This window comes from Kribbella monticola, from assembly GCF_003261635.1.
Lineage (GTDB): Bacteria > Actinomycetota > Actinomycetes > Propionibacteriales > Kribbellaceae > Kribbella > Kribbella monticola.
Genome location: NZ_QFXK01000034.1, coordinates 251,162 through 262,829 on the forward strand (window position 1 = coordinate 251,162; position 11,668 = coordinate 262,829).

Genomic DNA, 11,668 nt, shown 5'->3' on the forward strand with positions numbered 1-11,668 from the left:
CAGGTGAGGCGAACGATGCCGGAGCAGGCGTGGCCTCGAAGCGGTGCGCTGGGAAGTCAGGTGGCGTGGAGGGCGTGGCCGCCAAGCGGTGCGTTGGGAGGTCAGGTGAGGTGGAGGGTGCGGAGAAGGGCGTGGCCTCGGCGGCGGAGGGTGGGGCGGATGGTGGGGAGGCAGGGCGGGGTGACCGGGTCGGCGGGGTTCATCTGGCGGTGGATGACGACGATGGCGGAGTCGTCGCCGCGGCCGCCGATCTGGACGACCAGTTCCTGGGCGGCGCCTTTGAAACCCTTGGCGATCAGGCGTTCGGCGTGCCCGGCGAGCCGGTCCGTCCCCTGGCCGATCTCGCGGTGCGGCGTCTCCACCATCCCGTCGCTGTACAGGAACAACGCGTCGCCCTGCCGCAGCGTCCCCTTGTTCACCTTGAACTCCGGAATCTCGACCAGCCCCAGCAACGGCCCCTCGGCCTCCCGGGTCTGCCACCGCCCCGCCCACGAGTCGAACAGGATCGCCGGCGGATGCCCAGCAGTCCGTACTTCGAAGTCGCCGGTCGCCAGGTTGACCGCGACCTGGACGACGGTCGCGAAGTCGTCGTCCCAGTCCTGCCTGCGCAGGTAATGGTTCGCCGCCGGCAGGAACTCCTCGACCGGCACCACCCCGAGCAGTCCACCGAAGGCGCCGGACAGCAACAGCGCGCGCGTCCCGGCATCGATTCCCTTGCCGGACACATCGACCAGCGCGACCTCGAGCAACTCGCCGTCGCGGATCGTCGACACCACGAAGTCACCGGAGAACGACGCTCCCCCGGCCGACCTGATCGCCACCTCGGCCCGCCACCCCTGCGGCAACCGCGGCAACTCCCCCTGCGCCGTCAAGGTGTCCCGCAACTCGATCAGCATCGACTCACCCCGCGTGCCCTGTACGCCGAGGCGGCTGCGCACCTTCGCTCCGGCCAGCACGATCCACGCCGCCAGCCCGAGCGTCACGACGAACCCGGTCTTGGGCAGCCCCTGCGCCCGCTCGGACACGACGTACGAGCCGAGCACCAGCGTCAGCAACGTCAACGTGACCAGCGGACGGAACCTCAGCAGCAACCCACCGAGCAGCAGCGGAATGATCAGGATCGAAGTGGGTATGAAGGAGGGCATCGAGAGCGCGGCAGCGCCGAGAGTGATCGTCAGCGCCAGCAGACCGACAAAGGTCAGCAGGTGCGACTGCCGCGCGTGGCGGACCGTCGAGCGCGCCTGTCGGCGGACCCGATGCAAGCCAGCGAAATCCGCGCCGCTACTCATGGTGAGACGAATGTAACGGCACCGTGCGGTCCGCGCATCAAGTTGTCACAGTTTCTTTCGGGTCAGCCCGGTGCGCTGACATTTCGGGCACCAGAAAAGGTTGCGGCCCTCCATCAACTCGGTCCGGATCACCGAGTCGCAGACGTGACATCGTTGCCCTTGGCGACGGTAGACGTAGACCTCGCCACCGTGGTCGTCGCGGCGTGGATCGCGGCCCATCGCCTCGGGGGTGTGGTCGTCGGCGACGGTGTCGATCCGGCCGGTCTCGACGCCGTACTTCATCAGCTCCAGCAGGTCGTCCCACATCCCCTGCCACTCGCGCTTCTTCACCACGTTGCCGGCCGTCATCGGGTGCAGCTTGGCCCGGAACAGCACCTCCGCGCGGTACACGTTGCCGACGCCGCTGAGCACTTCCTGGTTCATCAGCAACCGGCCGATCGGCAGTTTGCTGCGGTGGATCCGTTTCCAGGCGAGCTCGGGGTCGGCGTCGTCGCGCAGCGGGTCCGGGCCGAGCCGGGAGATCAGCGTCTCGCGCTCGCCGTCGGTCAGCACCTCGCAGACGGTCGCGCCGCGCAGGTCGGCGTACGACGTGCTGTTCTGCAGCCGGAGCCGGACCTGGCCGACCGGGTCGGGCACCGGCGCGGAGCCGAAGTCGACCTTGCCGATCAGGCCGAGGTGGATGTGCAGCCAGCCGGCCCCGTCGAACTCGGCCAGGAAGTGCTTGCCGTGGGCCTCTGTCTGCCGCAGCACCTTGCCGTTGAGCAGCGCGGCGCCCTCGACGAAGCGGCCCTGCGGGCTGGAGGCCTGGACGACCCGGCCGCCGAAAGCGTCCCAGACGTCGTTCGCCAGCCGGTGCAGTGTGTGACCTTCGGGCATGATTCCTCTTATGGGTGTGACAGCAGGCAAAGGCCGGGGCGGTGCGCCCACCCCGGCGGTGGTAGGTACCGGCCGCTCGATGCGTGCCCGGGACGTCTCCCGGCCCCGCCCCAGCGAGCCGGCCAAGGAGCTGCCGGCCCGGGCACCTCAGGAGGACGGCAAGGGCGGCAGTTCGCCGGTCTCCTCGTAACTGTCCAGCATCTTGATCCGGCGGGTGTGCCGGTCCTCGCCGGAGTAGTCGGTGCTCAGGAACAGCTCGACGAACGAGGTCGCGTCCTGTTCGCTGTGCATCCGGGCGCCGATGCTGATCACGTTGGCGTCGTTGTGCTCGCGGCTGAGCTTGGCGGTGTCGGCGCTCCAGGCCAGCGCGGCCCGGACGCCCTTCACCTTGTTCGCGGCGATCTGCTCGCCGTTGCCCGAGCCGCCGATCACGATGCCGAGACTCCCCGCGTCCGCGACGACGGCCTCGGCCGTGCGCAGGCAGTACGGCGGGTAGTCGTCGACGGCGTCGTACACGGCCGGGCCGTGGTCGACGACGTCGTGCCCGGCACCTCGGAGGTGCTCGACAAGGTGGTTCTTCAGTTCGAAGCCGGCGTGGTCAGAGCCGATGTGCACTCGCATGGGCGAAGTCTTACAGGTGCTACTGACAATCGGGGACGCCGGGGAGCTTCGGGGCGCCTGTGCCGACGTACACGTTGGTGACGTAGCCGTCGTACTTCGGGAGGTAGGCCCACCACTCGCTGGACCGGGACGGTGCGTCGATGAGCTGGCCCTTCTTCTGGCAGCCCACCAGTACGTCCACACCCGACGGCAGGGTGCCCAGAATGCCGCTCGACGTGCTCGGCCCACTTCGCACTCGCACGCCGACGCCAAGGGTGGGCAGCCAGCTACCAGCAGCCGGTACGCCGCCCGGCACGTTCAACGTGCGGGTCAACCGGGTTACGTCGCTGTAGGCCTTCCCGTACGCCGTGCCGTCAGGGTGCAGCGTGTAGACGGCAACGATCGTGCGATCGCCCGTCCCCACGGTGCCTGTGGTGTGCAGGGCCTCGCTGGTGAGGTCGAGCGCGTTCTGCTCAGGCTTAGCTCGTTCAGATCGGAAGCCGCTCGATCCCATGAACCCGGACCAGCCCTGCTTGATGGCGAACTCGGGGTCGAAGACCGACGCGATCCCGAAGTACTGGTCGAAGCCGTCGGTGCCGTAGCGAGTCGCCTGGTGCAGGTTGCCCAGTATGTAGTCGCGCACAGCAGGCGGCGCCTCGTCGAGCAGGTAGCGGTAGATCCGAACGGTGTCGCCCGCGGTCAGCGCGACGTAGCCCCAGAAGCCGGGGTGGGTCGCGGGCGGCCGTGCCGTGTGGGTGAGGCCGAGGCGCTCGACCATTCGGTCGACGATGTCGCCACCGCCACGGTGATCCCAGTAGTAGCTCGCCGCGTCGTCGTCGCTGCTGCGCAGCATCGGGTCCAGCCGGACCTTGTCGGCGGCAGGGATCTCGTACTCCGGTCCGCGGTCCCACAGGTAGTCCAGCACGATCAGGAGCTTCACCACTGAGGCCGAGCGGAACTGCAGTTCGGCGTTCACCTGTTCGGTGAACTGCCCGGTCTGCCGGTCGAACACGGAGATCCCCGCCACGACGTCCGGCGGGACCGAACTCGCCGCTGCCAGGGCCCGGCCGTCGCCAAGAAGCTTCATCGCGAAACCTACTCACCAGAGGGGAAAGCTGTTGGTGAGCAACCTTCGCCCGCGACGAGTGGAACGTTCAAGCCCTGTACGGCAGAACGAACAGGTCTTGACGGCTGCCGCCGAACCTGCTGTGAGCCCAACCTGCTGTCGGCCGGAGGCGCTGTCCGTCGAACGCGTTGCCGGCCGGACGCGCTGTCAGTCGAAGATCGGGTCGCGGTCGCGGGTGCGCTTGAGCTCGAAGAATCCCTCGGTGCCGGCCACGAGCCGGACCCCGTCCCAGAGCTTGCCGGCCGCCTCACCCTTCGGCGCCGGGGTGACGACCGGGCCGAAGAAGGCGGAGCCCTCGACCGCGATGACCGGCGTACCGACCTCCATGCCGACCAGCTCCATGCCGGCCAGGTGCGACTTGCGCAGCGCGTCGTCGTACCGGTCGGTGTCCTGGGCCTCGACCAGGTTGGCGGGCAGGCCGACCTCGGCGAGTGCCTCGGGCAGCAGATCGGCGTACTTCGTGCCGCGGTGCTCGACGTGGATCCGGTTGCCGAGAGCGGTGTAGAGCGGCAGGAGTACCTCGTTGCCGTGCGCCTGCTCGGCGGCGATCAGCACCCGGACGATGCCGAGTTTGCGCTGCCAGTTCTCGTCGTGTTCGTCGCGCTCCTCGTTCAGGATGGCCAGGCTCATCACGTGCCAGGTCGTCTGCACGTCCCGGACCTGCTCGACCTCGAGCATCCAGCGAGACGTCATCCAGGCCCAGGGGCAGGCCGGATCGAACCAGAAATCAGCGGTGGCGGTCATAGCTAGATCGTACAAAGTGCAACCAACTCGGTCACCGGGAGGCGTGGCGCCGTCACCGAACCGCAGTGCCACGGCACCGTCGGGCCAATCGTTGGAAACGCTTTCGTATCCGTTGCTCAAGTCGGGGGGAAACCGTCGGCGAAGCTCGTCGGCAGGTGCATAGGATGCCGACATGCCTGGAACCAACCTGACGCGCAACGAAGCGCGGACCCGCGCCGGCCTGATCAGCGACGTGAGCTACTCGATCGAGCTCGACCTGACCACGGCCGCCGCCGGCGCACCGACGTTCGCGTCGACGACCGTCCTCACCTTCGCGGCCGAGTCCGGCGCGAGCACCTTCGCCGACCTGATCGCCGCGTCCGTGCGCGAGGTGACCCTGAACGGCCGGAGCCTCGACCCGGACAGCGTGTACGACGGCGCCCGGATCCAGCTGGACGACCTCGCCGAGCGCAACGAGCTGCGCGTGGTCGCCGACTGCACCTACTCACGTACCGGTGAAGGGCTGCACCGCTCGGTCGACCCGGCCGACAAGGAGACCTACCTCTACACCCAGTTCGAGGTGCCCGACGCGCGCCGGGTGTTCACCACGTTCGAGCAGCCCGACCTCAAGGCCCCGTTCACGTTCACCGTGTCCGCACCGGCCCGCTGGGTCGTCATCTCGAACGCGCCGACGCCCGAGCCCACGCCGTACAAGGGTGACAACGGCGAGGAGTTCGCTCGCTGGGAGTTCGCGCCGACCGAGCGCATCTCGACGTACATCACTGCTGTCGTGGCCGGTCCGTACCACGTGGTCACCGACGTCTACGAGGGTCCCAACGGGTCGTACCCGTTGTCCCTGCTGTGCCGGCCGTCGCTGGCCGAGCACCTCGACACCGAGGACCTGTTCGAGGTGACCAAGCAGGGCTTCGAGCTGTTCGAGCGCGCTTTCGGTACGCCGTACCCGTTCCACAAGTACGACCAGGCCTTCGTGCCGGAGTACAACATGGGCGCGATGGAGAACGCCGGCTGCGTGACGCTGCGGGACGAGTACATCTTCCGCAGCCGTACGACGCACGCGGAGCTGGAAAGCCGCGCGAACACCGTCCTGCACGAGCTCGCGCACATGTGGTTCGGCGACCTGGTCACGATGACCTGGTGGGACGACCTGTGGCTGAACGAGTCGTTCGCCGAGTGGGCCAGCCACTGGGCCCAGGTGGTCGCGACCGAGAAGTACAACGGCGCCTGGACGACCTTCTGCAACGCGCGGAAGAACTGGGCGTACCGGCAGGACCAGCTGCCCTCGACGCACCCGATCGCCGCGGACATGGTCGACTTCCACGCCGTCGAGGTGAACTTCGACGGGATCACCTACGCCAAGGGCGCCTCGGCGCTGCGCCAGCTGGTCGCGTTCGTCGGCGAGGACACCTTCGTCGAGGCACTGAAGGAGTACTTCGCCGACCACGCGTTCGGCAACACCGAACTGGCCGACCTGCTGAAGCCGCTGGAGAAGGCGTCCGGGCGCGACCTGGACGACTGGACCGAGCGCTGGCTGCGGACCGCCGGGGTGAACACGCTGCGCGCCGACTTCACCGTCGACGACGCGGGCGCGTTCAAGACCTTCGCGATCGACCAGACCGCGGCGGCGGCTTTCCCCGTACTGCGGCCGCACCGGCTCGCGATCGGCCTGTACCGCAAGACGGACGCGGGCCTGGTCCGCACCGAGCGGTTCGAGGTCGACATCGACGGTCCGCGCACCGAACTCTCCGAGCTGGTCGGCGCCACCCAGCCCGACCTGGTGCTGCTGAACGACGACGACCTCACCTACGCCAAGATCCGGCTCGACGAGCGGTCGCGCGCGACGCTGGTCGACTCGATCGACCAGCTGTCCGACTCGCTCGCGCGGGCGCTGGCCTGGGGTGCCGCCTGGGACATGACCCGCGACGCCGAGATGCCGGCCAGCCAGTACGTCGGCATGGTGCTGCGCGGCATCCGGGCCGAGACCGACCTGACCGGCGTACGTTCGCTGCTCGGCCAGGCGACCTCGGCGATCAACAGCTACTCGGCGCCCGAGCACCGGGCCGACCTGCGCGCGCAGTACGAGCAGACGCTGGCCGAACTGGTCGACGGCGCCGAGGCAGGCAGCGACCACCAGCTCGCGTTCGCGCGGGCCTACATCACCGGCGTCTTCTCCGCCGCCGGCGCCGACCGGCTGGCGGGCTGGCTGGACGGTCGCGACCTGCCGGCCGGGCTGGTGGTCGACACCGACCTGCGCTGGACGCTGATCGTCGCGCTGGCCCGGCTGGGCCGGATCGACGCGGACGGCATCGACGACGAGCTGACCCACGACACCACCATCACCGGGCAGGAGCGGGCCGCCCAGGCACGCGCCGCCCGGCCGACCGCCGAGGCGAAGGCGGAGGCGTGGCGGATCGCGGTGGAAGCCGGCGACACCCCGAACGAAACCCAGTTCCGGACCATCCTGGGCTTCCAGCAGCCGGGCCAGGAGGAACTGCTGCGCCCGTACGTCGGTCGGTACCTGACCGCCGCGAAGGACGTCTACACGCGACTCGGCTCGTCGATGGGCGAGAACGTCCTCGTCTACCTGTCGCCGCGCAACCTGCCCGAGGAGTCGACGCTGGAGGCCCTCACCGGCTGGCTCGACACCGAGGCCGAGTCGGTCGACGCACCGACCCTGCGGTACGTCGGCGAGGCCCGCGCCGACCTGATGCGCGCCCTGGACGCCCAGCGCTGCGACGCCGCCGGATAACCCTCGACTCGGAGCGGTGCTGGAGAGTTCTTGGCTCGGAGCTCGGTACACCGGAGATAGTGTGCTGAGCTCCGATCTAGGAGACTGTGCGGGTGGCTTCCCCTGATCCCGCCCTTGCTGGTGCTGCTGCTGTCGCTCTGACCGGACTGGCCGAGGCATACCGCCCTCGACCGATCACCCCGCTCCTCCCCTGGCGCTACCCGAACCGCCTGGTCAAGCCGTACGTCGTCACGGCCCGCGGTCGCTCCTGGGACGACCAGATGGTCGCCCTGGCCCGTACTGCGGCGTCCCGGCAACTCGACTTCGACGACGCGATGGGCGGCATCGGCCTCGGCGTCGTCGTCCTGCACCTCGGCGACGACGGCGTCTACCTCGTCGTCCAGAGCTGGGCCAAGGATTTCCAGTCCCGCCTCAGCATCTTCTCCGGCTTCGACGTCGAAGACCTCCGCCCCGCCCCCATCGGCGCGGCCCCGTGTGTGTGGGAACTAGAGGTCCTCGCCCACGAACGCGCCTCCTACGTCACCCACATCCTCAACGCCGAGGTCGACGTAGAAGCCTGGCTGGACGACGCCCTCGACACCCGCCCCACCCCACCCTCCGACGGCTTCCCCTCCGGCACCTGAAAGCGCCCGCACCGGCGTCGTACGTCTGAACTATCTTCAGCCCGACTTTGACAGCTCATAGTTAACGATTAACTGTTAATTGGTCACCATTGTGGAATCGCCGCGGAAAGGGAGCACCATTGAGCCGAAGAATCGGAGCGTGTTGGTGGAAATGCTCGCGGTGACATTCAAACGGTCGTTCGGACACCAATTGTGGTGGGTTGGTTCCGGGGCGCGATGCTTTGCCCAGAAGGAGATTCTCAACACCTGAGCAGGGCTCATTTTCTGGGGTTTCGGCATTAAGGTAGCGGCATCAGAATGCCCGACGGAACCCGGGGAGGGGCTTTGTCGTGACACACCTGGATCACCGGAAACCGCCCACCCGGGCCGCCAGGAGTAAGCACAGCGCCAGCAGTCCATCGAGCGACGCTGCCGGCCGGAAGGCGACGAGCCGCTCGTACGGCGACCGCGCCGGCCAGCAGACGACGGGCCGCTCGCCTAGCGAGGGCGACGGCGCCGGCCGGAGGAAGAGGGTCGGCTCGCCGAGCACCGACAGACCGTCCGGCGACGGCACCGGCAGCGCGTTCGGCGACGGCAGGGCGGCCGGCGACGGCACCAGTCGGCGCAAGACGCGCAAGGCGAGCCGGTCGCACAGCGCCATCGGTGCTGCCGTGGTCGGTGGTGCCGCGATGGTTGCTGCCTTTGCGTTCATCCTCACCAACGGTAACTCCCAGACGACCGACGACGGCATCCGTACCGGCTCGGAGCCGCAGCCGACCCCGTCGGTCCTGCAGCCGTCGAACAACGCGGGACCGACGCTCGCGTCCGGCAAGGCGGACCGCAAGCCGCCGGTGGGGAAGACCGCCACCAGCAAGGCGACCACGGCCAAGCCCCCGGCCACTCCGAACACCGGATCCGAATCGCCGACCTTCCGCCGCGGTCAATGGATCGCCGTCGTCGACTCCGTCCAGGCGGACGCGGGCGTCGCGGCCGACCAACTGGCCAAGGGTCTGGCGGCGAAGCTGATCGCCGCGGGCGTCCCGGCGAAGGCGCTGCTCGCCTCCGGCCAGTACCCAGGCCTCGCGAACAGCAGCTTCGAGCCGATCCGTGGCACCTGGATCGTCTACATCGGCCCCGTCAGCTCCGCCGACGCGGCCAACGCCCTCTGCGTATCCCCCAAGACGCAAAAGGCCGTAGGCACCCTCCCAGCCTGCCCCACCTACGAACCAGCCACAGTCCACAACTAACACCCGCCTCACGAGCCCGCGGGCGTGAGGTTGAGGGGTGGTTAGCGGGCGGTCCAGCTTGAGGCGCTTTGGTTGCCGGGGTTTGCGGTCCAGATGGGGCGGGGGGCTTGGCGGCCGTCCAGGAAAGCTAGGTAGATGCGGGCTGAGGTGACTTGGCCGCGGCGGAAGGCGATCTGGTCGCCGGAGGGGGACCAGGTCGGGTCCTGGTCGAGGGTGCTGCCGTCGGTGAACTGGCAGAGCTTGCCGCCGCCGAGCGGGTTGCTCACCAGCGCCCGGTTGCAGGGCACGGTCGAGCCGTCCACGTTGGTCAGGAAGATCGCCCACGACCCCTCGGCCAAGAAATGCCGGTACGCGATCACGCCCGGCAGAACCGGCGACCAGGCCGGGTCCGCGTCGGCGCCCGTCGTCACCTCGCGAGCCTTCTGCGTACCGTCCATCGGCACCGTGAAGACACCAGTTCCTGCCGCGGCACCGGGCACGGGCCGGGCCCGTTGCGCCTGGAAAGCGACCCGGGTGCCGTCCGGCGAGATAGCGGGGTCGCTGACTCCGACACCTTCACCGCTCGCGCTGAATAGAGCTTTCAGGACCTTCCCATCGGTGTCGACCAGGTAGAGCCCGCTGGTTTTGCCAGCGAGGCAGGCGACCACCAGCTGCGTCGGCACCTTCTTGTTCCACGCTGGGCGGGTGATGCCGTCCGCGCATTGCGCCGGTGTCTTCGTGAACAGTGGACGCGCGCCGCTGCCGTCCGCTCCGGACACCCACAAGGCGGGTTTGGCAGGCGGCGCCGAGCGCGTGAAGATCATCGACTTGCGGTCCGGCGACAGCACCGGCCCGGAGTCGACCCCGGCCGCCGAATTGCCGGCGAACCGGCTGAGTTTGACGGCCTTGCCCGGGTTGGCGGCGTCGGCCAGGTACAGGCTCTGACCGTCGCCTTTCTGGAGCGGGATGACGAGTTCGGACTCTCCGACCGGAGCCGCCGCGACCGGCAGAGCCTTCAAAGTCGAAACCGGTACGGACGGCGTGGTTGATGTCGGCGCCGAGGTGAGTACCGAGGTGGGGACGCTGGCGGGCGGGTTCTGAGTCGTTTTGTCGGTGGAGTCGCCGGACGCCAGTTGGATCGCCACGAAGACACCTACGGCGAGCAGGGCCACTCCCCCGGCCGCGATGGCGATCCGGCGACGCGTCTCGCTGGAGATCGGCGTCCTGGTCGGCTTCGGCAACACGCGAGGCGACGTACCGGAGCCGCCTGCCCCGCCGCCTGCTACCGCGGACCCTGCTGCGCCGCTCGCTGCCGCGGGCCCACCAACTGTTGGGTGTGATGCGGTATCTCCGACAGCTGCCAAAGGCGCAGTCGCCGCAGTGTCCGTGTATTGCACAGCGCCTAAGGCGATGTCGTGCTTCGGGTGGGTGTCGAGTGCCGTGGGCGTGGAGAAGCGCGACTGCAGCAGGTGGCTGACCAGTGGGATCCGCGAGCTGCCACCGACGAGCACGATCGCGGTCAGCTGGTCGCTCGTCGTACCGGCGGCTCGCAAGGCTCGGCCGGTCGCCTCGACGGTCTGCTCAAGCGCGGGCGCAATCAGCGTCTCCAGCTCGGCCCTGGTCAGCCGGACCGACGTACTACGGCCTGGCAAGGTCACCGGGATCATCGTGTCCACGTCGACCGACAGCGCTTCCTTCGCCTCCACACAGTCGCGGCGGAGCCTGGTCAGTGCGGTCCGCCCTTCCGGACTGTCCAGGTCGAGCTGCTCCATCGCCGGGCCGAGTGCGCCGACGACGTGCTGGAAGACGGCCTCGTCGAAGTCGACGCCGCCCAACTGCTCGATGCCCTCAGGGTTGCCAAGAATGGTGAACCCGTTGCCGGTCTTCTCCAGCACGCAGACGTCGAAGGTGCCGCCGCCGAGGTCGTAGACGGCCACCCGGTCACCCGGCTGCAGGCGCGCCTGCGCGGCGTACTGGATGGCGGCGGCCTGTGGCTCGGGGCAGGTGACGGTCGGGCCGATGTCGGCCAGGGCGATCACCTGGTCGACCAGTTCGCGTTTGTACGCACCCCAGTTGGCCGGGTAGGTCAGGACGATCTCGTCCGGTGGCGCGCCGCGGCGCTCGGTGGCCGTCGCGACCACCGAGGAGAGCAGCCGGGCGGACAACGCCTGCGCCGAGAACGGCGTACCGGCGACGAGCAAGGGGATCGGGTCGCCGATCCGGCGCTTGAACTCGCGGACGACCCGGGACGGATCGGTGGCGCCGCGGCGTTCGGCCGCCTCGCCGACCAGGAACTGGCCGTCCTCCTGCAGATAGAGCACGGACGGGATCTGCAGCGCCCGGTTGCCGAGACCGAGCATGCTCGGCGGACCGCCGTTGCGCATCGCCGCGGCAGTGAAAGTCGTCCCCAGATCTACGCCCAGCCGATATCCCATGCCCCCACCTCGGATAAGCACCCT

At 68.9% G+C, this 11,668-nt stretch carries 10 protein-coding genes; 3 read left to right on the forward strand and 7 right to left on the reverse strand.

Features of this window, described 5'->3' with window-relative positions; all coding sequences use genetic code 11:
• Positions 1 to 101: 101 nt before the first annotated feature.
• The 5 genes from DIZ26_RS25795 to DIZ26_RS25815 form a co-directional block, all read right to left on the reverse strand.
• The gene (locus DIZ26_RS25795; protein ID WP_112245959.1) at positions 102 to 1,289 is read right to left on the reverse strand and encodes a PP2C family protein-serine/threonine phosphatase; all 1,188 of its coding nucleotides are present in this window, start codon (positions 1,287 to 1,289) and stop codon (positions 102 to 104) included.
• Positions 1,290 to 1,334: 45 nt separating this feature from the next.
• The gene (locus tag DIZ26_RS25800; RefSeq protein WP_112245961.1) at positions 1,335 to 2,165 is read right to left on the reverse strand and encodes an Fpg/Nei family DNA glycosylase; all 831 of its coding nucleotides are present in this window, start codon (positions 2,163 to 2,165) and stop codon (positions 1,335 to 1,337) included.
• Positions 2,166 to 2,312: 147 nt separating this feature from the next.
• Complete coding sequence (locus DIZ26_RS25805; RefSeq protein ID WP_112245963.1) at positions 2,313 to 2,786, reverse strand: ribose-5-phosphate isomerase; 474 nt, start codon at positions 2,784 to 2,786, stop codon at positions 2,313 to 2,315.
• A 19-nt stretch (positions 2,787 to 2,805) separates the two neighbouring features.
• On the reverse strand, positions 2,806 to 3,852 hold the full coding sequence (locus DIZ26_RS25810) for a hypothetical protein (RefSeq protein WP_112245965.1): 1,047 nt from the start codon (positions 3,850 to 3,852) through the stop codon (positions 2,806 to 2,808).
• Positions 3,853 to 4,038: 186 nt separating this feature from the next.
• Positions 4,039 to 4,635 (reverse strand): mycothiol-dependent nitroreductase Rv2466c family protein, encoded by a 597-nt coding sequence (locus DIZ26_RS25815; RefSeq protein ID WP_112245967.1) that lies wholly within the window; start codon positions 4,633 to 4,635, stop codon positions 4,039 to 4,041.
• Positions 4,636 to 4,807: 172 nt separating this feature from the next.
• Here DIZ26_RS25815 and pepN point away from each other — a divergent pair, with 172 nt between their 5' ends.
• Both pepN and DIZ26_RS25825 read left to right on the forward strand, forming a co-directional pair.
• Positions 4,808 to 7,381 (forward strand): aminopeptidase N, encoded by a 2,574-nt coding sequence (gene pepN / locus DIZ26_RS25820; RefSeq protein WP_112245970.1) that lies wholly within the window; start codon positions 4,808 to 4,810, stop codon positions 7,379 to 7,381.
• A 92-nt stretch (positions 7,382 to 7,473) separates the two neighbouring features.
• Positions 7,474 to 8,004: a hypothetical protein gene (locus tag DIZ26_RS25825; protein ID WP_232828597.1), complete on the forward strand. Its 531-nt coding sequence runs from the start codon at positions 7,474 to 7,476 to the stop codon at positions 8,002 to 8,004.
• A 343-nt stretch (positions 8,005 to 8,347) separates the two neighbouring features.
• Here the strand turns inward: DIZ26_RS25825 and DIZ26_RS25830 are convergent, their stop codons facing one another.
• On the reverse strand, positions 8,348 to 8,695 hold the full coding sequence (locus tag DIZ26_RS25830) for a hypothetical protein (RefSeq protein WP_157979812.1): 348 nt from the start codon (positions 8,693 to 8,695) through the stop codon (positions 8,348 to 8,350).
• Between DIZ26_RS25830 and DIZ26_RS25835 the strand changes: the two genes are divergently transcribed.
• Positions 8,673 to 9,230, forward strand: coding sequence for a hypothetical protein (locus DIZ26_RS25835; RefSeq protein WP_157979813.1), 558 nt, complete (start codon positions 8,673 to 8,675; stop codon positions 9,228 to 9,230). The genes DIZ26_RS25830 and DIZ26_RS25835 overlap by 23 nt on opposite strands.
• A 41-nt stretch (positions 9,231 to 9,271) precedes the next feature.
• Here DIZ26_RS25835 and DIZ26_RS37555 read toward each other — a convergent pair whose 3' ends face one another.
• Positions 9,272 to 11,644 (reverse strand): Hsp70 family protein, encoded by a 2,373-nt coding sequence (locus tag DIZ26_RS37555; RefSeq protein WP_157979814.1) that lies wholly within the window; start codon positions 11,642 to 11,644, stop codon positions 9,272 to 9,274.
• Between the last annotated feature and the right edge of the window lie 24 nt (positions 11,645 to 11,668).